Genomic DNA, 24,568 nt, shown 5'->3' with positions numbered 1-24,568 from the left:
TCGTATTCCGTGAACTGCTGTTTCTAAAGGCTGTTGAAGAAGTTGCAAATGCTTTGTAGCATCGTGATTCCTCAAACATCCTCTTAGAATATTGTGCTTTCAGTCTATGGTTTTAACCAGCAATCGACCGATGGTGTTACCGTGAGCAGATGGCATCTTGAAATCAGGTAGGTCTGCACCATGACTCAGCAGGCAATTGAACTCTATATCGTTCGGCATGGGCTGGCAGGAGAACACGGCAGCTATGCCAACGACAATGAGCGTCCGTTAACCGAAGAAGGGATTCGCAAAACACGCAAAGTGGCGAAACGACTGAAAGAACTGGGCTTGCAGTTTGATTTGATTCTGACGAGTCCTTTGGTGCGGGCAAAGCAAACCGCAGAAATTCTGCAATCGATCGGTTTAGGAAAATCGCTCGAAGAATCGACAGAACTTGCGCCCCAGGGTGATTTTCAGCAGTGGGTGAACTGGCTACAACAGTGGCAGCAGGAAAAGGGGCAGCAAGAAAAGCAGGGAAAATGTTTGGCGATCGTCGGGCATGAACCGGGATTGAGCGAGTGGGCGCAGCAGCTAATTTGGGGTGAGGCACGGCAGCAAATTGTCCTGAAAAAAGCAGGCGTAATTGGGATTAATTTGCCTGTAGAGGGTTCTCCGATCGGTCGCAGTGAGCTGTTCTGGCTGACCCCGCCCAAATTTTTAATTTCGGATTGAAATCCTGATTTGGTTTAATGGATATCTTGCTTGCGCTGGCTGGATCTTTTACGTTGCTGGTGATCAGCGTGACGCACGGTGTTTTTGTTGCCTATCCGCTGCTGGCGACGCTGGGTTTGCTGATCGCCGTTCTGCATCGACGCGGGTTTTCGCTTCGCAGTCTGATGAAAATGTCGATCGCCGGAAGCCAAAAATCTTTTTCTGTAATTGGCATTTTGCTGATTATTGGAGCCGTCACTGCCGTTTGGATGGCTGCCGGAACCGTTCCAGCGATCGTTTATTACGGCATTCAGCTCATTAATCCCAATCTGTTTGTGCTCTGTGCTTTTTTGCTGACCAGCTTTGTTTCGTTTCTAATTGGCACGTCTTTTGGAGCTGCCAGCACGATCGGCACAGCCCTGATGATCATGGCGCGAGGGAGCAGCGTTGATCCGCATCTGGTGGCAGGCGCGATCATTGCCGGGGCATATTGGGGCGATCGATGTTCTCCGATGTCTTCCAGCGCAAATCTGGTTGCGATCGTCACTCAAACGGATTTGTACCAGAACATTAGAAATATGTTGACGACGGCATGGCTGCCGCTGGGGCTAAGCTGTTTGATTTATGGTGTCATTTCGTTCTTTTATCCTGTTCAAAATACGAGCAGTTCGCTCTCGATCGAATTAGCCAATTTATTTGATCTGAACCTGCTGACACTTTTGCCTGCGATCGTCATTCTCGTACTGGCATTGCTGAAGGTTGAAGTTAAACAAGCCATGTTGTGGAGTATTGCCGCAGGTGTTGTTTTATCCATTACGTTGCAACACGATACGATTCTACAAATTTTGCAATTTGCGTTTACCGGGTTTTATCTGGAGCAAGAGAGTCCTATTCGCTCGATTCTGGCGGGGGGTGGCATTGTTTCGATGATGCGAGTTTCTGCGATCGTAGTGATTTCGACGGCGATCGCGGGTGTGCTGACTGGAACAAACGCATTACAGCTTGTACAAAGATTTTTGCAATCGTTGCGGTCACAAAGTGGCTTGTTTGCAGGGACAACGCTAGTTAGCATTGCGGCTTCTGCGTTTGGCTGCACTCAGGCGATCGCGATTTTATTAACCGCAGAACTGGTCAAGCCGCAGTATGAAACCCACTATGAAGATAAGCAGATTTCTGCCGATCGGCTGGCGATCGATCTGGAAAATACAGCGGTTGTCATTGCGCCCCTGATTCCCTGGAATATCGCCGGACTGGTTCCTGCCACGGTTTTGATGAGCGATAGCGGCTTTATTCCGTTTGCGATTTATCTTTATCTAATTCCGCTTTGCTGCTGGCTGCTGCTGCGGTTTCGCGATCGACCCAGCGAGACGACTGAATTTCCTAAAAAATCCTAACAAACTATAAATGGAACCCAGCAGCACGAGTGAGTTGGGCTAGGATTCAGTCATTGTTACAGATGATTTATCATGATTCCCGGCGAAATTCTCACCGAAGCAGGCGAAATTGAACTGAATGCCGATCGTCCCACGGTTAGGCTCACGGTTGCGAATACGGGCGATCGGCCGATTCAAGTTGGCTCTCACTTTCATTTTTATGAGGTCAATCAGGCTTTATCCTTCGATCGAGAGCAAGCAAAGGGAATGCGGCTCGATATTCCAGCGGGAACGGCAGTGCGGTTTGAACCGGGAGACGAGCGAGAAGTTACGCTGGTTCCGTTTGTGGGCAGTCGTCAGGTTTATGGGTTTAATGGATTAGTGAACGGTGCATTAGATGGGGAAAAGCCGGAATCTAAGCACAAAGAAGCAAAGCATAAAAAAGATAAGAAAAAGAGGCGTTGCTGAATTTGAGTATGATACGCCCCCCTAGCCACCTAAAGTTGGGGGGAACCAGGATTCAAAGTCCCTCAGCATTGGGGGATTTAGGGGGCGATACAGAAGCTGAATTTGCACCCTTCATATCCCGATTCAGCAACGCCGAAAAAGAAAAAGTAGAAGGATTAGGCGATATGAAGCTGAAGGACTTGAATAAGCTGCAAGTGGACTGGCTCTCAACACTTAAAGGGGTAGCCAGTTTGCTGCGCGATCCGGGCAACACGGATTCGGTCTATGACGTTGAGGATGGCTTAAAAAATATCAAAGCGACTCAGCTTGCCGTGGATTTCGTCAAGTCTCAGCCGGGTGTCGCGGAGTTATTTGCAGAGCGTTATCTTGCTCCTTCGCCCGATCTGCAAGCCCTGCTGCAACTGCCGCCTGATTCCTTGGGCTACGCTTACGCCAAATACCTGACCGATTCAGGCTTTGACGCAGAGTTTTATCGCAAAGAAACCGTGAATAGTGACATTAACTACTTTTTCATGCGTGTTCGCCAAACTCACGACATCTGGCACATTCTCGGTGGATTTTCAACTGATCCGATCGGCGAACTTTCACTTAAAGCCTTTGAACTGGCTCAAATCCGTCGCCCGATCGCCGCAATTTTTGTTGCCGGAGGACTGCTGCAAACCCTTTTTAATACTCCTGAGCAGATGGGCAGGTTTTTAGAGCAAATGGCGATCGGTTATCGAATGGGCGCAAAAGCAAAGCCAATGCTGGCTCAAAGATGGGAAGAACAGTGGGAAAAGCCGTTGGCGCAGTGGCGATCGGAATTGAATGTGGAGCCGATGGCGGTTTATGTGCCTTAGTGAGTGTCGGGGAAGCCAGGGTTGCGACCTCTGAACTGCCCCCTGGATCCCCCATAGGTCGCTTACCGCTCTAAAGCAGCGGGAGGGACTTTGAAACGCTGATACAAAATATCGCCAGGGAAAAACGTGAATGTACAAGCTTTATGATTTTCTACCTTCTGGCAACGGCTACAAAGTGCGATTGCTGCTCACTCAGCTTGGCATTTCGTTTGAGCTGATTCTGCTGGATGTCCTCAAAAGTGAAACCCGCACGCCCGAATTTCTGGCAAAAAATCCCAACGGACGCATTCCGGTGCTAGAAATTACGCCTGGAGAGTTTCTGTCGGAGTCGAACGCGATTTTGATTTATCTCAGTCAGGGCACTGATTTCTTGCCGCTTTCCCCCCTCGAACATGCCAGAGTTATGCAGTGGCTCTTTTTTGAGCAGTATAGCCATGAACCGTTTATCGCTACGTCTCGCTTCTGGCTGCAGCACGACATGGCAGAAACGAAAAAGCAAGCCCTCGCCGAAAAACAGGCTCCCGGCTACGCGGCTCTAGGCGTCATGGAACAGCGACTTAAGGACCATCCATTTCTGGTGAACGATCGCTATACGATCGCTGACATTGCCCTCTTTGCCTACACTCACGTTGCTCACGAAGGTAATTTTGACCTGAGCAGCTTTCCGGGAATTTTGCAGTGGATCGATCGGGTTAAAAGCCAGCCGAATTATATTGAGATCACGGATGAGGCAATGCAAAGCAGTTCCGCCTAAGGGGTAATCAGTTTCTCCTAAACCGGACACCGCTCCTCTTCATAAAGGCGCAAAGCATATTTGCCTGCAATTGTTTCCCGCAGGATTTGAATTTGTTCCACCATTTCATCGGGAAGTTGGTTTAGTTCAGGAAAGCATCCACCATACTGAGGGGGAACCACGCTTGGAGCCGATAAACTAGCAAATGCCAAATCTGCTGCCGAAAAGCAATCTCCCACTAGATATCTCCGCCCATCTGAAAGACGATCGCTCACCCTTTCAAATATCCGTTGAATTTGACGATAGGCAGCAGATGCACTGTCACGATGAACGTTATAGCTGGAATGAATTAAACGGCACGTCAAGGGAAACATGATAGGAAACAGTAATTTCTCCCAGGTCGGTACTCCTTCGCACCAAAGTTCTTTCATCACACTTTGATTTTGCAGCGCATAGAAGTACCCCCACTGTCTTGTTAAAACACCCAGTTTGAGATTAAATTCCGCTTCTAACGCTTGAACTTCCTGTCGCAGCACGGGTAAATCTGGATACAGTTTTAGATGAGGGGGTGCTACTGTTTCTAGGTGTTTTAAGATGTCTGCTGAATCTTTCAATATCTCAGCTTTCGTCACGAGAACAGGAACACTGCTCCCACCAAGCGGAGTTGTTTTCAGCCGATGCAGCAGTGGCAAATGGCACTCTTCGACGTAGGGAAAACTGATGCGATCCAATGCCCATCGAACCTTCTCGCAGTAATGACTGATGCGAAATGTGATTAACCGAGACGTAAATTCCATCAATCCCCCGAAAATCTGCATCACATCATAACGCTACACCACGATGATAGCTAATTCAGCTTTTGTGGCTATTTTGTGTCTGACAGACTTCTGTCTAACAAACAACTTCTCCGCACAGTCCTAACCGACTGACTGCGCCAACCTGTCTTATGAAGCTTTGCAAAACTGATTATTTCGATCGCCAAACTCATATCATTAAGCTTCTCTTAAGTTTTATTCAGGAATCTAACAAACTATAATTCGATCGCTTCAAACCTTAATTTTTTAGCGGCTTCGCTGCCATTCAACGAACCAGCGTGGTACGCTTCACAATCAAGTAAAGGCTCTGGAAATCCGATTGAACCACCACTTCTTTGTCTAATTCCTGCGAGAGAGGCTTATGAGCTACAGAATGAATCGTCGTGCCTATGCTGAAACCTTTGGTCCCACCGTGGGCGATCGGGTGCGGCTGGCGGATACGAATCTGATTATTGAAGTCGAGCAGGATTTTACAACCTATGGCGATGAAGTGAAATTTGGCGGCGGCAAAGTGATTCGGGATGGCATGGGACAGTCGCCGATCAGTAATGAGAATGGGGCGGTCGATGCGGTGATTACCAATGCGCTGATTCTCGACTGGTGGGGCATTGTCAAAGCGGATATTGGCATCAAAGACGGCAAAATTGCGGCGATCGGCAAAGCGGGCAACCCCTACATTCAGGACAATGTAGATATCATTATTGGTCCCGGAACAGAAGCGATTGCCGGAGAAGGCATGATCCTGACCGCAGGCGGCATAGATACGCACATTCACTTTATCTGTCCGCAGCAGATTGAAGTTGCCATTGCATCTGGGATTACCACGATGATCGGAGGCGGAACCGGGCCCGCCGCAGGCACAAATGCTACGACCTGCACTCCCGGACCCTGGAATATTTACCGGATGCTTCAGGCTGCTGATGCGTTTCCCATGAATCTGGGGTTTCTGGGCAAAGGGAACGCTTCCCAACCCGACGCACTCGAAGAACAGGTGGAAGCCGGGGCGATCGGCTTAAAGCTGCACGAAGACTGGGGCACAACTCCCGCCACGATCGATACCTGTCTCTCGGTTGCAGAAGACTACGATGTGCAGGTTGCCATCCACACCGACACGCTCAATGAAGCCGGATTTGTCGAAGATACGATCGCGGCATTCAAAGGACGCTGCATTCACACCTATCACACCGAGGGCGCAGGCGGCGGACATGCACCAGACATCATCAAAGTTTGCGGCGAAGCGAACGTGTTGCCCTCTTCCACGAATCCTACCCGTCCCTACACGCTCAACACGCTCGAAGAACACCTGGATATGCTGATGGTCTGCCACCACCTCGATCGCAGCATTCCCGAAGATGTGGCGTTTGCCGAATCTCGAATTCGCCGGGAGACGATCGCCGCCGAGGATATTTTGCACGATTTGGGCGCGTTTAGTATGCTCTCTTCCGACTCGCAGGCGATGGGACGGATCGGGGAAGTGATCATTCGCACTTGGCAGACAGCGCACAAAATGAAAGACCAGCGCGGCAGTTTAACCGGAGATAGCGATCGCAACGACAATACCCGCGCCAAGCGATACGTGGCAAAGTACACGATCAACCCGGCGATCACTCACGGCATTGCCAACTATGTCGGTTCGATCGAAGTGGGCAAAATTGCCGACCTCTGCCTCTGGCGACCGGGACTCTTCGGCGTCAAGCCAGAACTGGTGCTGAAAGGCGGCATGATTGCCTGGGCACAAATGGGCGATGCCAACGCTAGCATTCCCACCCCACAGCCCGTCCACATGCGCCCCATGTTCGCCAGCTTCGGTGGAGCCAGACACGCGACTTCGCTCACGTTTGTGTCTCAGGCAGCTCTGAAACGGGAGATTGGCGATCGGCTCAAGCTTCAGCGTCCGGTCGTGGCAGTGTCCGAGATTCGGCAGCTTACTAAACGCGATATGAAGCTCAACGACGCGATGCCCCAAATGGAAGTTGATCCTGAAACCTACGAAGTTCGCGCCGACGGAGAACTGCTGACTTGTGAGCCTGCGACCGTGCTACCAATGGCGCAGCGATATTTTCTGTTCTAAGCACAATCAAAATGAATTATAGATTAGTAGATTAAAAAATCTCAGCCTGACACAGCAGTTGTTTTAGCTCATCTAAATCCACCACAATATCTTCTAACCGAGGATTTGGATAAAATAGCTGATGCAAAAACTCACCCTCAGAGATTTTACCCAGCAGATAGTAATATTCCAGGTTAACGGCATTGCTGATCAGCCAGTAACAGGGATAGACATACTTCGGTGAAAAGAATTCGATCACCTTTGTTTCGGGACGGCAGAAAACAAGATTGGTGAGTCCACCACCATGCGGAGAGATGACAACTTCTGCATTGGCTAATAAAGCTGCTTGCTCCAGAACCGAGAGAGATTCAAGCGTGACGATTTGAAAGCCGAACTGTCTTAAAAACTCAATGATTTCTGCTTCGTTGATTACTCTCCGACTCTCAGTTAAACGGCGACTAATATAAAGCCGATGACTCTGAGGAGAATTCTTTTGATCATTCGATCGCAAAAACGCTGGCAAAAACAACGATCGCAAAAACTCACAAGCCCATTGCGGCATCCAGGCAGGAACCGCCGGAAACGAAGGCACAATCAGGCGATCGGCTTGAAGATAAGCGTAATGCTGAGGGTCTAAAATTTTTGCGGCTGGCACACCCAAAAGCTGAAGCGTTTCTCGCTGAAAAGGCAGGTGATGACTCACCACAAATCCATCAATCTCGCTGAAATCAATGCCGCTCCGACGCAGTAAATCCAATCGCGGCAGCACATCAAACATCCAGTGAAAATACATTCCATTCGTGAGTCCTGCCAGGACTGCGATCGTCCCCTCTATATGGCACACCGTTTGCGAAATATCTTGATTCAAAGGCTGCTGCTGATTCAAAGGCTGCTGCAAAAGAGAATGCCGATTGGGATGTTTATCAGGATGTCCGGGACTGAGCAGCGGAAATTCAGGCGATAAATCTCCAAGCAGTCTATTGTCTGCGGTTAAAATCGCACTGCTGCTTTCATCGGCATTTAACCAGAATTGTCCCTGCGGAATCTGCACCACAAACGTTTCAGGCATAGGTACGGCAGTGCCAAAGCGAAAGCTCCAGTGAACCGAACCATCCAGCGATCGAGGTAGAGTGAGCGGCAGCAAGCCAGCCGGATCGAGTGAGCTATACTCTGAGACTTCGCCCGTTCTGACTGCAGCCTGAGCCGTTTCATAGTATCCGGTGGGGCAGCAAACCAGAGGAACAGAGGCAGCAGAAGACGCAGGCACTGGCGGAGCTGGGAGGAGCGATCGAAGAGACTGGAGAATTTCGGCTTGTGGAGCCTGGATTTTTACCAGGTGAAGGAATTGGGCGCTGCGCTGGGAGCGGAGCTGTTTTGTTGGAAGCGTTGCCGCCCAGCCGCAGTATTGCTGAGCAAACCCGGAGTGCTGACAAACAGCAGCAAAAAAACAATCGATCGCGTCTTGCCACTGTCGCTCTTGCAGCAATGCTCCACCCAGATCGCCCCAGGCAGGAGCAAATCTAGGATTCAGCTCAACCGTTTGGTGAAATTGCTCAATTAGCGCAGAGCGCAACGTGGAAGGAACCCCCTCCTGCCATTGCCCTGCCTGCGACAAACAAAGTCCCAGCCTGTAATGAATTTCCCACAGGTCTTCGCGTTCCGATCGCAGTTGCAGGACATGACGATATGCCTCGATCGCGTCTGGAATCTGCCCCAACTTCTGCCAGATCTGCGCCAATTCAAGATAGGGATCAGCCCAGTCGGGTCGCGCTTGGACTGCCTGCTGCCAGAGTTCGATCGCCTCGTCGAGCCTGCCCTGTAGTGCGATCGCTCTGCCCAGACCCAGATAAATGCCGCTCGGTTCAGGCGAAATCTCCAGCGCCTGAGTATAAATGCGTTCCTGTAAATCGGGCTTGCCGCTCTGTCGCTCTGCTTCCACAAACAGGATGCCAAGCAGTTGATTGATTGCCTGATCCGCCTCTTGCAGATCGATCGCAGTGATTGCCGAGATCCACGTTGCCTGAGCCTCTAGCTCATGGCCTTGCAGCAGTTGCGCCAGACCCAGATACCAGTAAGCCATCAGCAAACCGGAATCAATTTCAATTGCCTGAGTGCAAAGATCGATCGCCTTTGCATAGTCTTCTGCAGCAAGGGCATCTGCGGCAAGGGAAACGATCGTTTGTGGTTCAAAATCAGCCATCAGCAGTAGGAGGATGTTTGGAAAAGTAGCGAATTGCCTACACTGCCCTCTAAATTTCCCAAAGTTGGGGACTTTGAATTCCTTAAAGCGAGGTTCTCCCCAGGATGGGCTACAAAATCTCAAACCGCAGCAGAGCCGACCTGAGATCCTCTAAGGGGGCAGTTCGGCTCAGAGCGATTGTTTCTCAAACAGTCCTGATGGCTAAATCGAGCAGGTCAAATCGCCCGATCGCTTGCTGAACCGCAGATTTTCCCGATAGTCGATTGGCACGTCGATCACGGTGGGCACATTTTGTTCGAGGGCATCTTTCAGCATCGGCACAAAATCAAGGCTCGACTCGACGCGGTAGCCTTTGAGTCCCATGCTTTCGGCGAGCTTTACAAAATCGGGATTGCCAAAGTGAACAAAAGCTGGTTCGCCAAATTGGTTAAGCTGCTTCCACTCAATCAAGCCGTAGCCGCCGTCATTAAAGATAATAGTGACAAAGGGTGTACCAACCCGCAGTGCTGTTTCTAGCTCCTGGCAGTTCATCATAAAGCCGCCGTCTCCGGTAACTGCAACAATTTTGCGCTGGGGTGCGACGAGCTTAGCAGCAATTGCGCCCGGAATTGCGATGCCCATTGCGGCGAATCCGTTGGAAATAATACAGGTATTGGGGCGATCGCAGTGATAGTGTCGCGCCATCCACATTTTATGGGCGCCCACATCCGAAATGACGATGTCTTCGGGTCCCATCACCTGCCGCAGATCGTAAATCAGCTTTTGCGGTTTAATCGGAAATCCATCATCTTTGGCATGTTCTTCGTAGTCCGCTTTGATGTCTGCCCTGAGTTCCGCTACATAGGATGCAGGCTTGCGGGAGCGATCGACCCGACGCGCAATCTCATTGAGCGAATCGCAAATATCACCCACGACCTCGGCCAGGGGAGTATAGCTGCTGTCTACTTCAGCAGGCTTCATGTCGATATGGACGATCAGCGTATCACCTGTTGGGTTCCAGCGTTTGGGCGAATATTCCACCAAATCGTAGCCGACGCAAATCACCAGGTCGGTATAGTCGAAGCCGCAATTAATATAATCGCGCTGTTGAAGTCCGACTGACCAGAGTGCCAGCGGATGTTGATAAGGAATCACTCCTTTGCCCATAAAGGTATTGGCAACCGGAATATTGAGTTCGGAGGCAAATCGAGTTAATGCTTCGCTGGCATGGGCACGAATCGCACCATTTCCCACAAGAATCAGCGGATTTTTTGCCTGATCGATCGCGGCGGCTGCCCGTTCGATGCTACTAAACGAAGCGTAGACCTTTTCCCGCGAATCGGGGCGCAGCGGTTTCCCATCTACGGGCATGGCGGCAATATTTTCCGGCAGATCGATGTGAACTGCTCCCGGTTTTTCGGTTTGGGCAATCTTAAAGGCGCGACGCACCACTTCCGGCGTAATGCTGGGGCGTACAATCTGGGTATTCCATTTTGTTACCGGACTAAACATCGCCACCAGATCGAGGTACTGGTGAGATTCAATGTGCATTCGATCGGTTCCCACCTGCCCGGTAATCGCCACCAGGGGAGCGCGATCGAGGTTTGCATCCGCCACGCCCGTCATTAAATTCGTCGCACCCGGTCCCAGCGTCGAGAGGCATACCCCCGCTTTTCCGGTCAGCCGCCCATAGACATCCGCCATAAACGCAGCTCCCTGCTCGTGACGGGTCGTGATGAACTGAATCGAAGATTGCTTGAGTGCCTGCAAAACGTGCAAATTCTCCTCACCCGGTAGCCCAAACACATATTCAACGCCTTCGTTTTCCAGACATTGAACCAGCAGTTGGGCGGTCGTCATTTCAGTCATAAGTTACTCCTCATGTGACCCTTGCTTCACCCTTATTTGACCCAGACCGTTTTGATATTCACAAACTCACGGATGCCTTCTTCGCTCAGCTCTCGCCCATAGCCCGATCGCTTCGTTCCCCCAAACGGCAAACGAGGATCAGACTTAACCATGCTATTGATAAATACCGAGCCCGCTTCGATCTCGTTAATCAGGCGATCGATTTCCTGTGGATTTTGCGACCAGGCACTTGCTCCCAGTCCAAACGGGCTATGGTTGGCAAAACGAATCGCAGCATCCAGATCAGGAACCCGAAACACCATTGCCACCGGACCAAAGAACTCTTCCTGAACGATCGAAGCATCGATTGGTAAATCGCTCAGAATCGTGGGCGGAAAGAAATTGCCTCGCTTGAGGGATTCGTTTAATTTCAGCGAATCCGGCTCGCCGCCATACCGCAGCGTTCCCCCTTGATCGATCGCAGTTTGCACCTGATGCGCTAATTCATGCACAATACCGGGCGTTGCCAGCGGACCAATCTCAGTATTGGCATCCATTGGATCGCCCACTCTGAGAGCCGCGTATCGGGCAACGAGCTTTTCCAGAAACACATCGGCGATCGACTCCTGCACGATAAATCGCTTCGCCGCAATGCAGGATTGTCCGTTGTTGATCATCCGTGCTGTGACTGCCGTAGCAACCGCCGTTTCCAGATCCGCACTTTCCATTACGACAAAGGGATCGCTGCCACCCAGTTCCAGCACAGTTTTTTTGATTTGCTTCCCGGCTCCGCTGGCAAGGCTAGCTCCCGCTCCTTCGCTTCCGGTCAGCGTGGCAGCTTTCACCCGATCGTCTGCAATAATTTGACTCACCTGATCTGCGCTAATCAGCAGCGTTTGAAACACTCCTTGCGGAAATCCCGCTTCCAGCAAAATCTCTTCGATCGCCAAAGCCGATTGGGGCACATTCGAGGCGTGCTTCAAAATGCCCACATTTCCCGCCATCAGAGCCGGAGCCGCAAAGCGAAACACCTGCCAGAAGGGAAAATTCCACGGCATCACCGCCAGAATAATCCCCAACGGCTGATAGCGCACAAAGCTTTTGCCTGCATCGGTCGGAATGACTCGATCGTTCAAAAATTCAGCCGCATGGTCGGCGTAGTAGCGGCACACCAGCGCACATTTCTCAACTTCCGCAATCGCGGCCGCAAGGGGCTTCCCCATTTCCAGCGTCATCATCTTGCCGTACTGCTCTCGTTTGTCGGTCAAAATTTGGGCAGCACGGTGTAGCCACTGCGATCGCTGAGCCATCTCGGTGTCGCGATATTGTTCAAAAGTCTGCTGCGCTCGATCGATCGCGCCAGAAATTGCCGCATCGGATAGCGGCTCAAAGGTCTTGAGCGTTTCCCCCGTTGCCGGATTAATACTTGCAATACCCATTTGATTACTCCAATGAACGTCAGAAGGGCGACACCAAATTCCCCGAAGGGTTCAGCCCAACTTCCGGGTCGCTATTCTGCACAAATTCATGGCGTCACAAATTCATGGTCTGGGCTGTGTTTCTCGATCACCCTAAAGGGGAAACTGCTTCGCAATCAATTCACGAGAACACACAAGGCAAATTCCTCTAATCACCGCAAGCGGCAATCTCTACGTAGCGTCAGCCTTCCCAGTCAATCTGAATAGCTGCCCTGCCCCATTCTAGATCCTCAATCCGTAAGGCCTTCTGATTTAGCAACATCTAGAAATAATTACGATCGGTCTGGAGGAGGTTGCAGGAATGTAAAATTCCCGCCTTGCCCCCCGAATCTCAGCAACTGCCAGACGATCGCCAATGCAATAGCGAAATTCGTTATGCCGTAAACTGATACCAGCGTTTGTACAGCAATACTTCCCTAGGCTGGGGTTGAATGATCGCCGTATTCTCAGGCAGCAGCAAAGGCGGCGTCCAGGCATCGCTATCGCAAAAACCCCTGCGCTCCAGCTCAATCACACACTGATCTACAGCTAAAGGATTGCCAAGCAGCATTACTCTGACCGCTTCTCGCTCAAATCTGTCACGCAAAATTTGACTGACGGCCGATTCCGGTTCGGTAGGGTAAGTCATATTAAAATCTCCGAGGGTTAAGAACCCTAGAGATAAGAGCTGAATACTGTTGAACAAGACTGACAAGCCAGAACCTATAATCGTCTTAGCCTTTCAGACTGCCTATCTTAGTCCGGGAGTTAGATGGCTATGGGTGTTGGCGCACTCATAGTTGGCGATCGATCTCCTTGTGGGGTTGACCGAAACTCCCTCAATCTATCTCTAAGCGCGTACTGACTAGCCCGTTGTCATGAAGGTAGCCACCCCAAAACTACCAAAGTTTTTCTCTGCAAGCAATATTAAATTTTGGGGCGATCGTGGCGGATTTGAATATCCATAACAAGCTGAAAATTATCAACAGGTTGAGATTGATAAGAGTTTGAGATTGTTTATAGTCCATTAAGGGAACACTTACGCTGATCCAACGGGTAAAGCCCCTCTATTTCGTTTGGGAAAGAGAAGAGTAATTTTATGCAATCAGACACGATAACCGATGCCGAAGAAAAAATGTTTGCGGCAAGACTGCTTTTTGACTTTCTTGACCTAGAAAATTCAATCCGGTGCATTGATGCAGGTGCCCTCTCAATCGGCGGAGACAAAGACCTGTGGATTGAATTCGTAGAGAGTGGCTGTACAGAAGTGATCGGATTTGAACCGATTGCCGAAGAATGTGAACGGCTAAACGCTTCAGTCCAGTCATCAGGTTCAATCAGGTACCTCCCTTATGCAATTGGAGACGGTAAGGAGCATACCCTTAACATCACCAATGTTCCGATGACGTCATCCCTCTACAAACCTGCTGCTAAAACTGTTGATATCTTCCAGCAATTAGGAGAACTCATGCAGGTGGTTAAAGAAGAAGCCACTAGCACGAAAAGACTGGATGATATCAAAGAGTTAGGTTGCATAGACTTTATTAAAATGGATATTCAGGGAGCTGAGTTAATGGCTCTCGAAAATGCCATTGAAACCTTGAAGCACACGAGCGTGATTCAGTGTGAGGTGGAGTTTGTTGAACTGTATAAAGGTCAGCCCCTGTTTGCCGATGTAGATACTTTTCTTCGATCGCAAGGGTTTTGCTTTCTGAAGTTTACCTATACGATGGGGCGCCCCCTTAAACCCTTAGCCATGAACGGTAATCCCAATCAGGCGATCTGCCAAACTCTTTGGGGAGACGCTGTTTATGTCAAAGACTTTCGGCTTCGCCACCTCCTAGACGAGCGAGTGTTGAAGAGCGCTGCGTTTATTCTCCACGAGTTTTATCAGGGCTATGATCTTGCCAATCTGTTCTTAGCGGAACTCGATCGCCGACATAACACTACGCGGTCGAGGGACTACTTATCCATGTTTTTGGGTGTAGATAGCGATTAATGCGACAGTTGCTTGCTGCTGAAACTTTTTAGGATCGAGGTAAAGCAATAATATTCAAACTGTTCTTCAGATCAGAGTGAGAATCTACCGGGATTAATTGTTTTAGGTAAGGCATGTAGCGAAAAAGCTGATAGCCTCTGCTGACCACATACTCTGCGACTGGCAGATTGCTACCCTGGCTTCCTGCTACATTCTCGTACATTATCACTGGGGCCATTTCTTTAAGCAGTCGATCGCTGCCCTTCAACACCTGCAACTCGTGACCTTCGGCATCAATCTTGAGGACATCAACCCGATGTAGATTCTCCTGCTCAACTAAAGTATCCAGGGAAAAGCAGGGAGCTTCCTCATACGTTCCAGGCTCTAACTCTTCTTCAGTTGTGATCACCTCATTGAGTTCACTGGCTCCATGCAGGGCTAACCGGATCATTCCGTCGCGATCGCTGGCTGCACCCCGACAGACCGTGACCCAATCGAGACCATTCACCCGGCACGTTTCCTGTAAATACTGCACACAGTTTGAGAATGGTTCAATAGCTACGACTCGCCCCGTTGCGCCCACCCGTCGCGCTGCACTGATAGTATAAACGCCCACATTGGCTCCCACATCAATCACCGTCATTCCTGGCTGAATTCGATCGCGCCAGAACTCCATTTCCTGCTCAAACCATCTCCCCTGAACAAGCAAAACACTGGTAACAATACTCTTAAAGCTGGGTTCAACCGCCAGCAGCCCATCCTTTTCCACAGTTACATAAGTAAAGGGACTGTCATCCTCCAGCTTCGCCCACTGCCATGCAGATGAATCCGGGTTTTGGTCAGCAGCCGTTTGAGCAGTGTTCAGCCAGGAAAGGGATAGCTGCGGCTGCTGCAAATCCTTGTATGCCAAATACAGCGATTGCAAAATCGACGAGCAATTTGGCTGCTGTTGATCGGCTCGTTGCAGGTAAAGCAGCCCTTCCCACCGTCCGTTTACCAGATTAGAAATGCCTAAGGCGTGCATAATCGAGGCAGATTGGGGAAATAAAGTTGCTGCTAGATGCAGAAATCGCAGTCCGATCGAGTTATAAAACACTAATTGGGATTGGTTTAGAATCTCTCCTAGCAACAGTAAAGCTTGCTGATCGCTGCTCTGCAGGTGCAACATTTCATTTAACCGACTAGAGCTAGGTTCTCCTTGCCCTTGCCAAACTTGAGGCAGATAGATCAACCCAGCAGGCATTGCGTCTTGTGAATTAAAAGCTGAACTGTAAACAGGTTGCAATAAGGACAAAAAAGCAGAAAAGCCAGCGTTTAAAGCTTCTTCTCGCTCTCCTAACAAGCTCTTAATCAATATCCAATGAGCTTTGCATAGAGGGTGATCGTTTCCCTGCTCTAACGCGGCGATTGCCATATCCAGATATAGTTCTCGTGTCGTGGGATCTTCGCTGTTCTCAGCTTCAATTAGGGCGACTACTGCATAGTTATTGCAATCGAGAGAAGTTTGAGGCTCATCCCACTGGGTTTGTTCCAATATATGGGCAATCTGCGAACCCGCGTTCATCTCTGCTGTCAATCCAGAGCTTTGGAGATAGTCGCAGTAGGTTGTGATGTAGGGTGAATCATCCATAGGGGCTAATGGTGGAAAGTATGGAACCTTAGCAGTATGCCCACAAAACCGCTCATACTCTGCCCTAATTAACTCTTCTAATTAACTCTTCTACACACCACTTCTGCCCACCCTACAACTTATCGAACGCTCAGATTATCACGTCCAGCCAAAGCGTTCCTGCTGCAAGTGAAGATCCCACATTTGCTCATACGCATGTTCGACTTCGCGGGCGAATTTCTCACTATCCCAGAGCGGGGAGGTCTGGCGAGACTGTTTAAGCTTCAGGGAAATTTGCTCTCGCAGTTGGGCATCTTCTCCCAGGCGAATGCCCCAGGCAATGTATTCTTCGTCGGTCTGGGCAATGCCTTCACTGATCCCTGCATTGGTCATCATGGCATAGCTGTTGCGGGCTGCCCACTGCTGTCCGACCTTGGTGACGATCGGCACACCCATCCACAGCGTTTCCATCGTCGTCGTTGCGCCGTTGTAGGGGAAAGTATCCAGCACCACGTCTGCGATCGCCAGATTTGCCCGATGGGTTTCTTCATCCGCGTCGCGAGGCAGGAACCGCAGGCGATCGAGCGAAACTCCTTCTTCTTCTGCAAGCTGGTTAAATAGGCTTTGCAACATTCCCTCGTCTGCCAGACCGCGCACCAGCAGATAGCTGTTGGGCACATTTTTCAGGACGCGCAACTGAAGCCGAACTGTATCAGGGTGGCGTTTCTGTCCGTTCTGAGCAGTTAGATAAATCACTGCATCTTGAGGAATGCCCAACCGATCGCGCCGCAGCGTCGGAACGCCAACTTCAAAGCCATCGATCGCCAGATAGGTCTGGGGCAATCGCCAAATTTTTTCGCTGTAGTAATCTTGAGCCGATTCGGGCAGCACATAGGGATCTGCCAGATAGTAATCGATCGCCGGAATGCCTGACGCATCCAGTCCTAGCCAAGTCACTTGGATTGGAGCGGGTCGGAGTGCCATCACGCCGCAGGTGTTATTAGAGGTGAGACTGTCCAGGTCTATCAGGATATCGATCTGGTCATGCTCACAGATATGCTTAGCAATCCCGATGCTGTTTCCGTCGTCGAACCGGGCTGAGGCATAGCCGTTTCTGCGTTCGGGAAGCCGAGAAGATGATTTGACAAACCACTGCTTGGTAAACTCGGTGACGTGCTTGCAGTCAACGTGATAGGTATAAATGTCATACCGATCGCGATCGTGATATTTCAGTAGCCAGCGTGCCAGAAAGCCGACGGGATGCCGCTGCATATAGTGAGCGATATAGGCGATCCTTAGCTTGCGCTGGGTACGAGCAGCCTGGATAACTGGGGCAGAGAATCGCTGCTGGTATGGCTCTGCTTCGAGCAGATCTTTAACAGAATTGCGTAAACTGTTTTGCACCAGGGAACCCACCTTATTTTGCAGCGGGCGAAGTTCAGCCGGATTATCCTCTAAGAAATAGCCGTAGAAAAATCCCTGGCTGATCACCAACGGCTGCAATTCTCGATCGTCCTGCGGCTGCTCAAAAAGCTGCTTCAGATAGCCCTTTGATTCTTCAAACAGAGCCGCTGTTTCTTCCCAGCAATACCCGGCACGCTGCATTCTGCTCCCCAGCAATCCGTTTGCGGCAATCTTGTCCTCCAGCGCAGCAGCAGCAGCACGGAATTGTCTGGCATAGTCGATCGACTCCCTAAATCTCTTGAGCTGACTGTAAGCTGCTGATAAAAGTCGCAGCGTGTCGGGATGAGATTCGCCATAGGGCAAACATAGCTCACCATAGAAAGCCACTAGTTCTACTGCACCCTTTGTATCGTAATGGTACAGACGATAGGCGTGGTCTAGCAAAATGTCGAATACAGCTTCTGGCGTTTGAACGTGCTGCATGGCAGCTTCGGCAAAGGCGATCGCCTGCTGATCGGGATAGCCAAAATCGACGACTTGACACACCGCTTGCAGGAGTTGTTTTTCATCCAGGTCTAGCGTAGGAGACAATCGCAGCAGAGCAACAATGTTGAGACCGCGGATGTATTCATCGTTCAGCAGTTCCAAACTAATGCCTAACCGCAGTAGATAGAGTAAGTTGAGTACGTTCTCAGGGGCAATTTCGCGAATATGCTGCCGAATCAGCCAGGACTGCTGCCAGGATTTTACGGCTTCAAACTGCTCTGCCTGTGCCTCCAACATGCCTATTAGGTCAGCAGTGAGCTGATCAATTTGTTCTGCTTCAACTTCTGCTAGGGGCATCATCCAGGTGAGCTGGGCTTCTGCTTCCGCACCTGATAGCAAATGAGCCAGTCCCAGCATCCAGAAATAGCAAACCCGATCGGGTTCTTGTTCGGCAAGCTGCTCATAGAGTAAAGCTGCGCTGGCATAGTTACCTGCGCTAAAAGCACTCTGGGCAGATTGGTGCAGTTCGGAGTTCAAGACTTCTGGGGCTTGGGGAAGTGTTAGTTGGCTCATGAGTTGCTCATTCTAATCTTAAGAATAGAGTGCCCCTGTGGAGCGATCGATCAGACAGTAAAAAGCTACCCGTTGCAATACAGCAGGTAGCCATCAGAATCGCAAAATTCAATTGTCAATTCAAAACGTGGGAACAAAAAAGCTGACTGAATCGCAAAATTGCCGGAGCTGCAGTAGGAAAGCCAGCTTTTGAGATCGTCTGAGTTACTGAAGGCTGCCACTAAGAAACCGTTGCAGCACGCTTCAGCTAACCAAATTAAGGCGTAGCGCAGTCCGTTGTCGGGGTTAGAAGCTCCTTACAGACCCGTGCCTTCGAGGTAACGCCTTCTCCTGCCACGTCTTCCAAGTAGACAATACCGCTGTATTCCTTCACACTACCCTTTGTCTTTGTAGCCTTGGAGACTGCATCAGCCTCTGTACTAGTCGCAGCACCTGCAATCGCTGTGGTGTAGTTGTAGTAACCGGTGTCTGCGGGAATTCCCAGTTCGAGGCTGGTCAGGTTTGGTGCAAACTGGCTGTTTTGCAGGTAGTAGGCTTGCTGTCCGCGGTTCATCGAGCCAACGTAGGTGGTAGCTTCTGACTGACGGGCGCGGTTTGCCTGGTTCAAGAACGAGGGCAGAGCGATTGCAGCCAGAATACCGATGATGATGATCACCACTAGTAGTTCGATCAGGGTGAAACCTTCGTCATTCTTTTTCTTGTTGAGCAGGTGTTGCAGGAATTTTGCTTTCAGTTCGGTTTTCATTGAGTTATCACTCCTAGAGTTGCGGGATACGAATTTCTAACTCCTGGCTATAACTTGCCCACGTCGATCGAATTTCATATCACCTTGAGCAAAAATTTTGCTTGTATTTTTTAATACATTAGAAGTTCCGTGCTAATACTCCAGCAGAACATACAGGAACGGCTCCAGCCGATCAAGGAGCTGCTTCACGCTGTCAAAAGCATCCGTAATCGTGAGCGGTTCCAGAGTAGCAGGATTAACAGGGCGCATCTGCAAAAACCGTTCTGCCAGGGCTTGAATGGGTTGAGCAGATTCCCAAAGCGGCAGCAGGCAGGCGGCTGAAGTACTCTCGAGATAAATCGGCTTTAGGGCAGGCAGAGGAATAAAGCGGCTAATTTCAAACGGAGCCATGCGGTTAATGCAGTCCAGCAGCTTCTCCTTAACCGCCTCGATCCGGAGCTGAGGATGAAGATGAACGATCGCCCCTTGCCAGTCGGTATCGCTCCAGTCTTCGATGCGAAGCAGTTTCCCTGTTGAGGGAATTGTTTCGGCAGCCTCACTCGGATGTCCACACCAGAAATCCATCAATCGGTGCATCGGGTTCAGCAGTTCATAAAGGCGCAGTTTTTCCTCGATCGTCGCGCGCTCTAAGCCCATTGCCCACAGTGCAGGCAAATCATCCGGCTTTTGAAACAGTTCCGTCACGTCCCACTGTCGCCAGTTCACCATGCTCACCAGTTCCAACTTAGACTGATGCAGCAGCGCAAACATATCGGGAATCGTAAAGCCTTTGTCGCCAACTAGCAGATGATTGGAGTAAAGAAGTTCTTTGCGCCTATCTTCGGTCATTTCGCTGCTGTTGTATTCGCTTCCCCAAGCTTCCTGACGAAGCTTAACTCCAGGCTTCAGTGATTTCATCGTTTCAAACACCGCTTCTTCTTCCATTTCCTGCGGTATGTTGTCCATCAAGCCCATCAGCTTGAACAGGTTTTGCGCTCGATAAAACATACTGCGCTGATAGGCATTGTGCAGATTGGTGCGAATCAGTCCTTCGGGCTTCAGGACCGCTTTCATGGCTTGCAGCCCAGCCAATGGGTCAGGCAGCAAATACAGCACTTCATCACAGTTGATGTAGTCAAACTGCAAATTCAGCTGCGGCAGATCGTAAATAGACATCGCATAAAAAACGGCATTGTCAAATCCGTGATGCTTCAGTCGCTTTTCTGCCAGTTCTACCGATTTTTCAGACAGGTCAATGCCCACAATCTTCGCGCCCGGATTGGCTTCCGCCAGAATCAGAGATTTGTAGCCTGACCCGCAGCCTGCATCTAAAATGACCTTGCCAGTTGTTTCTATAACACGCCGATGCTTCAGGTAATAGGACGTGACCAGGCTATGGATATACAGCGTGTCATAGTCATCTTTAGGAGACGTTTCGAGCGCGATACGCGGATAGGGAGAATGATCAAACTGCTGACGAATTTTCTCTAGTGCGTCCTGATCTAACGGCTGCTTTCGTTCAGTATTCATAACGGTCTAATCTCCCTTCTATCTCCGGTGTTTCCTCGATCGCGCCAAACGGTCTAGCTTAAATCGAGAGTGCCCATCGGAAACCAAAATCGATCGATCCGCCCTACAATTCTTTCATTCCTGCCTGCACGAAGCTTTCGTTGCCCACACTCCTGCCTGTATTCCCGGTGACCTCTTTTTTGAGCTTACGATCGAGGCATTCCAGAATAGGTTGGTCATAGAGGATGCTTTACTCCTCTATTAGCTGCGTTGCCGCGTTTCTAATTCTTTCCAGACTAACGCCAATTAGTTAGATTTTACATGAATGATTTTGCATAGATTCCGTAAGAATAAAACACTCTTTGATGAAAGAACCTTTATAGGGTCTAAAAAACAAAATCTAGCTCTGGACACCAGTAGACCACTCCACATGCGGCATCTTGAATTGAACTTTAGGCAACCATAGTGCTGAAATGTTTGCCTTGTTGTGAGCGATTGTCAAACTATCAGGGGGCTACTTCTATATTGTGGATGGTTGCACTATTTATCCTGGTTTTATTCCAGAGGGTAATCAAGTTATGAGCAAAACCCACATAAGAGCTGATTTATAAAGAAAAACCGAAGTAGTTCTGGCTCAGCCCTGAGCAAATTTTAGACAGGACAAGCCGAGGGGTAGCCTTACGAAGGTCTCGTCTGCCTGAAATTGCTCATCCAACACGCTAGCCCTACCCCAATGACTTAAGCAATGCGAAGTGGGAGATTCTCAAACCCCTACTGCCTGAAGCTAGAGGATTTGGACATCCCGTGGAAGTGGATTTCAGGGAGATTCTCAATGGCATCTTCTATGTGCAGCGAACAGGTTGCCAATGGGAAATGCTGCCCCATAACTTACCCCCGTACAGCACGGTGTATCGCTACTTTCAGCAATGGCAACGCAAAGGCATTTGGCAACCAATGCACGACTAGATCCGAGAAAAACTCTGAACCCAATGAGGCAAAGATGAACAATCAAGTGTTGCGATTGCGGATTCCCAATCCGTGAAGACAACGGAAAAAAAGGGGCAGTCTACGGTTTCGATGGTGGCAAAAAGGTTAAAGGACGCACATCGCCATATCGTTGTCGATTCGCGAAGGCTGTTGATGGGAGTCCTCGTCAGTGAAGCGAATGCTTCAGAGCGGTTAGGAGCAACCGTTGTTCTAGACGAGGCAAAGGAGAAGTTATCTAGATTAGAGGTCGTATGGGTAGACCAGGGATATTCAGGCAAGAAGTTTGGCCATGCAGTCAAGCAAGTGTGTGGAGAATAGGTTTGGGTAGAGGTGATTGAGCACACTTCAGCAACATCCGCGCAACTTCCGAAGTGGTGGATTGTGGAGCGTACTTTTGGATGGCTCAATCAATTCCGTCGCTAAAACAAGGATTATGAGGTGTATTCAGAGGTGAGTGAAGCGATGATTTATGGTTCCTTAATTTATCTGATGGTGCGGCGATTAGCTGCTTAAAATTTACTTTATGAATCAGTTCTAACGCAAGTTGAATCTGAGAATATACGCTTGCGGCAATAACGCTCTTCTATCAGACTGGATGCGTAATAATAGGAGCAAAGCCCTGAAAGCAAGGTGCAGCCAATGATTGAACTGCGACCTGCTAAAGCGACCGTCCAATTCATTGACGAATATTGCCAATGGTATCAAGTGCTGTTTCCTGAAGTTAGGAACTTCGAGTCATTTAAGCAGTTGCATTTGGAACTCATAAGTGAAGCCAAACGCAAAACGCTACCTACAATAGCCCAGGTAGCGGAATTAGACAACGCTCAATCATTGCATCATCTTCTAATAGAATCGCCCTGGCAAACTTCAGCTTTTCGTCAACAGTGCTTGCGGTTAATCCTCCAAAACAGTGGTGAGCGTGAAATTGTGCTGGTCATTGATGACCCAGGCGACCGAAAGAAGGGACAACATCCTGATTATGTTAAACGCCAATACGTCGGCAACTTAGGCAAGATTGAGAATGGCATTGTGGCTGTGGCAGCCTAAGGGTGGTAGACAATATCACCTTGCCCTTGCTGTTTCAAGTTTATAAACCGAAAGAACGCCTCAAGCCCGATGAGGTCTACCGCAGTAAGCTGGAGATGGTTGCCCAGATGATCCTCGATCTTCGAGGTATGGGCTTTCAGTTCAGGCTCGTGCTAGCTGATAGCTTGTATGGCGAAAGTGGCTGCGGTTTCATCGATGTGTTGTATCAGTTGAAGCTGGAGTTCGTCGCGGCAATTCGCACTAATTATGCTGTCTGGTTGCCGCGTGAGCAAACGGTTCGTCTCAATCGCTGGCGCAAGTTTGAGCGTGTCTTTAGTGATGGTAAAACTGAGACTCGATACATTCGAGAAATTATCGATGGTAAGCGCCGTGCCAAACAATATTGGGAACTCACCACTGACCCTCAAACGTTACCCAAGAATGCAACCTAGTATGTGATGACGCACTATGGGATGACGCACATTGAGAACCTCAAGTATGACCAAGTTGGTAACCTGTATGGCTTGAGAAACTAGGTTGAGTATGACTTGAAGCAGAGTAAGAACGGTTGGGATGGGCAGATTTTTGGCCGACCCCCTACAATCAGATTAAGTGCTGGTGGGAGATGGTGATGAGTGCGTAATTGCTGATGAGTCTGTATACTAACGCCTCACAGCAACCACAAGTACGACCTTTGATCCAACAGGATGCTCAAGCGCAAGTAATCACCCTTCAGCTCACCCAACATCCACGCTGGAAGCAGGCAAACGGGTGGAAGCAGACACTCCACAATCTGCGTCTGGTAATTGAGCCGAGCGTAATTTTGAATTTGCCCGAACCCTGGTTGAATCTATTTCAATTCCACGCTTAGCGGCTGGGTTAGAGTTTTTGGTTGCACTGATGAATCGGTTTTCTAGCAGCCTGCCACACCCTGATCTATCCCAAAATTCCCACTTTTCTTCTGCCCAGTGTGACACAAGAGCATTAGTTCTTGCTTTAGAGTCGATTGATACTAAGCCTCTAACCCTAACAATGCTACTAACCCACCCCTAACATTTGTTTGAGCCTTGCGGGTTGCTCATACTCCCCTACAGCTGACACCCGGCTAAACAGGCACCCCAACCGCAGAACCTCCAGTCTCCTCAACATGCTGGTCTGGCAACACCGCTTCTGCACTAACAGACTCCCCCTCAAATCCCCGCACAATGTCTAGATCAATATCTAGAACCGTCATTTCCAATCCCGCTTTGGGCAAATTGCTACTGCTTGTAATATAAGGATTCGGTTCAAGGCTGCCGGTACAAATAATTAAAGACCCCTTCTTCAAGTAGGGCAATTTTCGCCAAGCCAACGATTTATCCCAAATTCTTAACTTAACTGTAAAAGCATCATCCCGACCGCGCAACCTTCGTACATACAGAGTTGCTTCTGCAAGCGTCGCTTGTTCTCCATTCCGTAATTCGATTGCTTTGATTTGAGCATCAGCTGCCAGATTACCGCTTACAATCCACTTATTTAATCCCACACTTGCCATAATCGTCGTATTGCCTGAAAGTAAACGCCGCTATCACAATATTCAACACAAGTTTGAATATCCTTAAAGCATAACTTTCCCAGTTTTGCCATTAAACTAACGGTAACTTCAAGCCTCAAATCGAGCGAAACAAAATCTCCCCCAAGCATAATCACAAGGGGGAGATTTCAGAAAATTACCCTGGCATCGAGCTATTGTTGCAGGAAGCAACCCTCCAACTATCGTCGCCGTTTCAGCGTTTCACACCTGAGTTCGGGATGGGTCAGGGTGGGTCCACCGTACCATA

The 24,568-nt window shown here is 49.6% G+C and carries 16 protein-coding genes and 4 pseudogenes; 10 read left to right on the top strand and 10 right to left on the bottom strand.

Going from position 1 to position 24,568, the window contains the following annotated elements:
- Positions 1-180 precede the first annotated feature (180 nt).
- From sixA to NDI45_RS21500, 5 genes and pseudogenes are all read left to right on the top strand, one after another.
- Complete coding sequence (sixA, locus tag NDI45_RS21520; RefSeq protein WP_348248638.1) at positions 181-711, top strand: phosphohistidine phosphatase SixA; 531 nt, start codon at positions 181-183, stop codon at positions 709-711.
- Positions 712-728: 17 nt separating this feature from the next.
- Positions 729-2,084, top strand: a complete 1,356-nt coding sequence (locus NDI45_RS21515; RefSeq protein ID WP_348248637.1) for a Na+/H+ antiporter NhaC family protein — start codon at positions 729-731, stop codon at positions 2,082-2,084.
- Between the two features lie 72 nt (positions 2,085-2,156).
- Positions 2,157-2,459 (top strand): annotated as a pseudogene (locus tag NDI45_RS21510) (urease subunit beta); the annotation flags it as partial.
- 236 nt (positions 2,460-2,695) lie between these two features.
- On the top strand, positions 2,696-3,370 hold the full coding sequence (locus NDI45_RS21505) for a Coq4 family protein (RefSeq protein ID WP_190791544.1): 675 nt from the start codon (positions 2,696-2,698) through the stop codon (positions 3,368-3,370).
- Positions 3,371-3,500: 130 nt separating this feature from the next.
- Positions 3,501-4,124 carry a glutathione S-transferase family protein gene (locus NDI45_RS21500; protein ID WP_190791545.1) on the top strand — a complete coding sequence of 208 codons (624 nt, stop codon included), beginning with the start codon at positions 3,501-3,503 and terminating at the stop codon, positions 4,122-4,124.
- A gap of 17 nt (positions 4,125-4,141) precedes the next feature.
- Here the strand turns inward: NDI45_RS21500 and NDI45_RS21495 are convergent, their stop codons facing one another.
- Complete coding sequence (locus NDI45_RS21495) at positions 4,142-4,900, bottom strand: glutathione S-transferase family protein (protein ID WP_348248635.1); 759 nt, start codon at positions 4,898-4,900, stop codon at positions 4,142-4,144.
- Positions 4,901-5,279: 379 nt separating this feature from the next.
- Here NDI45_RS21495 and ureC point away from each other — a divergent pair, with 379 nt between their 5' ends.
- Positions 5,280-6,989: an urease subunit alpha gene (ureC, locus tag NDI45_RS21490; RefSeq protein ID WP_348248634.1), complete on the top strand. Its 1,710-nt coding sequence runs from the start codon at positions 5,280-5,282 to the stop codon at positions 6,987-6,989.
- Positions 6,990-7,020: 31 nt separating this feature from the next.
- Here the strand turns inward: ureC and NDI45_RS21485 are convergent, their stop codons facing one another.
- The 4 genes from NDI45_RS21485 to NDI45_RS21470 all read right to left on the bottom strand — a co-directional run bounded on the left by NDI45_RS21485 (position 7,021) and on the right by NDI45_RS21470 (position 13,101).
- Positions 7,021-9,168, bottom strand: a complete 2,148-nt coding sequence (locus tag NDI45_RS21485; RefSeq protein WP_348248633.1) for a glycosyltransferase 61 family protein — start codon at positions 9,166-9,168, stop codon at positions 7,021-7,023.
- Between the two features lie 201 nt (positions 9,169-9,369).
- The gene (locus NDI45_RS21480; protein WP_348248657.1) at positions 9,370-11,007 is read right to left on the bottom strand and encodes an acetolactate synthase large subunit; all 1,638 of its coding nucleotides are present in this window, start codon (positions 11,005-11,007) and stop codon (positions 9,370-9,372) included.
- A gap of 41 nt (positions 11,008-11,048) precedes the next feature.
- Positions 11,049-12,434 (bottom strand): NAD-dependent succinate-semialdehyde dehydrogenase, encoded by a 1,386-nt coding sequence (locus NDI45_RS21475; protein WP_348248632.1) that lies wholly within the window; start codon positions 12,432-12,434, stop codon positions 11,049-11,051.
- A 412-nt stretch (positions 12,435-12,846) separates the two neighbouring features.
- Complete coding sequence (locus NDI45_RS21470) at positions 12,847-13,101, bottom strand: hypothetical protein (protein ID WP_348248631.1); 255 nt, start codon at positions 13,099-13,101, stop codon at positions 12,847-12,849.
- A gap of 450 nt (positions 13,102-13,551) precedes the next feature.
- Here NDI45_RS21470 and NDI45_RS21465 point away from each other — a divergent pair, with 450 nt between their 5' ends.
- Entirely contained in the window at positions 13,552-14,451 is a 900-nt protein-coding gene (locus tag NDI45_RS21465; RefSeq protein WP_348248630.1) for an FkbM family methyltransferase, read from the top strand.
- Positions 14,452-14,479: 28 nt separating this feature from the next.
- On the opposite strand, the gene NDI45_RS21460 is transcribed toward NDI45_RS21465, so the two are convergent.
- The 4 genes from NDI45_RS21460 to NDI45_RS21445 all read right to left on the bottom strand — a co-directional run bounded on the left by NDI45_RS21460 (position 14,480) and on the right by NDI45_RS21445 (position 20,756).
- Positions 14,480-16,060, bottom strand: a complete 1,581-nt coding sequence (locus NDI45_RS21460; protein WP_348248629.1) for an FkbM family methyltransferase — start codon at positions 16,058-16,060, stop codon at positions 14,480-14,482.
- A gap of 138 nt (positions 16,061-16,198) precedes the next feature.
- Positions 16,199-18,502, bottom strand: a complete 2,304-nt coding sequence (locus tag NDI45_RS21455) for an O-linked N-acetylglucosamine transferase, SPINDLY family protein (protein WP_348248628.1) — start codon at positions 18,500-18,502, stop codon at positions 16,199-16,201.
- A 256-nt stretch (positions 18,503-18,758) separates the two neighbouring features.
- A complete protein-coding gene (locus tag NDI45_RS21450) occupies positions 18,759-19,247 on the bottom strand; it encodes a type IV pilin-like G/H family protein (protein ID WP_348248627.1) in 489 nt (162 codons plus the stop codon).
- A gap of 132 nt (positions 19,248-19,379) precedes the next feature.
- Positions 19,380-20,756, bottom strand: a complete 1,377-nt coding sequence (locus tag NDI45_RS21445) for a class I SAM-dependent methyltransferase (protein WP_348248626.1) — start codon at positions 20,754-20,756, stop codon at positions 19,380-19,382.
- 729 nt (positions 20,757-21,485) lie between these two features.
- On the opposite strand from NDI45_RS21445, the pseudogene NDI45_RS21440 reads away from it, so the two are divergent.
- From NDI45_RS21440 to NDI45_RS21430, 3 pseudogenes are all read left to right on the top strand, one after another.
- Positions 21,486-21,701 (top strand): annotated as a pseudogene (locus NDI45_RS21440) (transposase); the annotation flags it as partial.
- Positions 21,702-21,752: 51 nt separating this feature from the next.
- Positions 21,753-22,040: pseudogene (locus NDI45_RS21435) on the top strand (transposase); the annotation flags it as partial.
- Between the two features lie 321 nt (positions 22,041-22,361).
- Positions 22,362-23,675: pseudogene (locus NDI45_RS21430) on the top strand (IS701 family transposase); the annotation flags it as partial.
- A 178-nt stretch (positions 23,676-23,853) separates the two neighbouring features.
- Here NDI45_RS21430 and NDI45_RS21425 read toward each other — a convergent pair.
- On the bottom strand, positions 23,854-24,282 hold the full coding sequence (locus NDI45_RS21425) for a single-stranded DNA-binding protein (protein WP_348248625.1): 429 nt from the start codon (positions 24,280-24,282) through the stop codon (positions 23,854-23,856).
- Positions 24,283-24,568 lie beyond the last annotated feature (286 nt).

This window comes from Leptolyngbya sp. GB1-A1 (assembly GCF_039962475.1).
Taxonomy (GTDB): domain Bacteria; phylum Cyanobacteriota; class Cyanobacteriia; order Elainellales; family Elainellaceae; genus Leptolyngbya_A.
Note: the sequence above shows the minus strand (reverse complement) of the source record. Positions and strands in the feature narration are given on the sequence as shown.

What these genes read in the sequence shown, in the direction of transcription:
- NDI45_RS21485 (WP_348248633.1), bottom strand. Translation starts at nt 9,168, where the DNA reads ATGGCTGATTTTGAACCACAAACGATCGTTTCCCTTGCCGCAGATGCC.
- sixA (WP_348248638.1), top strand. Translation starts at nt 181, where the DNA reads ATGACTCAGCAGGCAATTGAACTCTATATCGTTCGGCATGGGCTGGCA.
- NDI45_RS21505 (WP_190791544.1), top strand. Translation starts at nt 2,696, where the DNA reads ATGAAGCTGAAGGACTTGAATAAGCTGCAAGTGGACTGGCTCTCAACA.
- NDI45_RS21470 (WP_348248631.1), bottom strand. Translation starts at nt 13,101, where the DNA reads ATGACTTACCCTACCGAACCGGAATCGGCCGTCAGTCAAATTTTGCGT.
- NDI45_RS21515 (WP_348248637.1), top strand. Translation starts at nt 729, where the DNA reads ATGGATATCTTGCTTGCGCTGGCTGGATCTTTTACGTTGCTGGTGATC.
- NDI45_RS21500 (WP_190791545.1), top strand. Translation starts at nt 3,501, where the DNA reads ATGTACAAGCTTTATGATTTTCTACCTTCTGGCAACGGCTACAAAGTG.
- NDI45_RS21480 (WP_348248657.1), bottom strand. Translation starts at nt 11,007, where the DNA reads ATGACGACCGCCCAACTGCTGGTTCAATGTCTGGAAAACGAAGGCGTT.
- NDI45_RS21445 (WP_348248626.1), bottom strand. Translation starts at nt 20,756, where the DNA reads ATGAATACTGAACGAAAGCAGCCGTTAGATCAGGACGCACTAGAGAAA.
- NDI45_RS21455 (WP_348248628.1), bottom strand. Translation starts at nt 18,502, where the DNA reads ATGAGCCAACTAACACTTCCCCAAGCCCCAGAAGTCTTGAACTCCGAA.
- NDI45_RS21450 (WP_348248627.1), bottom strand. Translation starts at nt 19,247, where the DNA reads ATGAAAACCGAACTGAAAGCAAAATTCCTGCAACACCTGCTCAACAAG.
- NDI45_RS21475 (WP_348248632.1), bottom strand. Translation starts at nt 12,434, where the DNA reads ATGGGTATTGCAAGTATTAATCCGGCAACGGGGGAAACGCTCAAGACC.
- ureC (WP_348248634.1), top strand. Translation starts at nt 5,280, where the DNA reads ATGAGCTACAGAATGAATCGTCGTGCCTATGCTGAAACCTTTGGTCCC.
- NDI45_RS21425 (WP_348248625.1), bottom strand. Translation starts at nt 24,282, where the DNA reads ATGGCAAGTGTGGGATTAAATAAGTGGATTGTAAGCGGTAATCTGGCA.
- NDI45_RS21460 (WP_348248629.1), bottom strand. Translation starts at nt 16,060, where the DNA reads ATGGATGATTCACCCTACATCACAACCTACTGCGACTATCTCCAAAGC.
- NDI45_RS21495 (WP_348248635.1), bottom strand. Translation starts at nt 4,900, where the DNA reads ATGGAATTTACGTCTCGGTTAATCACATTTCGCATCAGTCATTACTGC.
- NDI45_RS21465 (WP_348248630.1), top strand. Translation starts at nt 13,552, where the DNA reads ATGCAATCAGACACGATAACCGATGCCGAAGAAAAAATGTTTGCGGCA.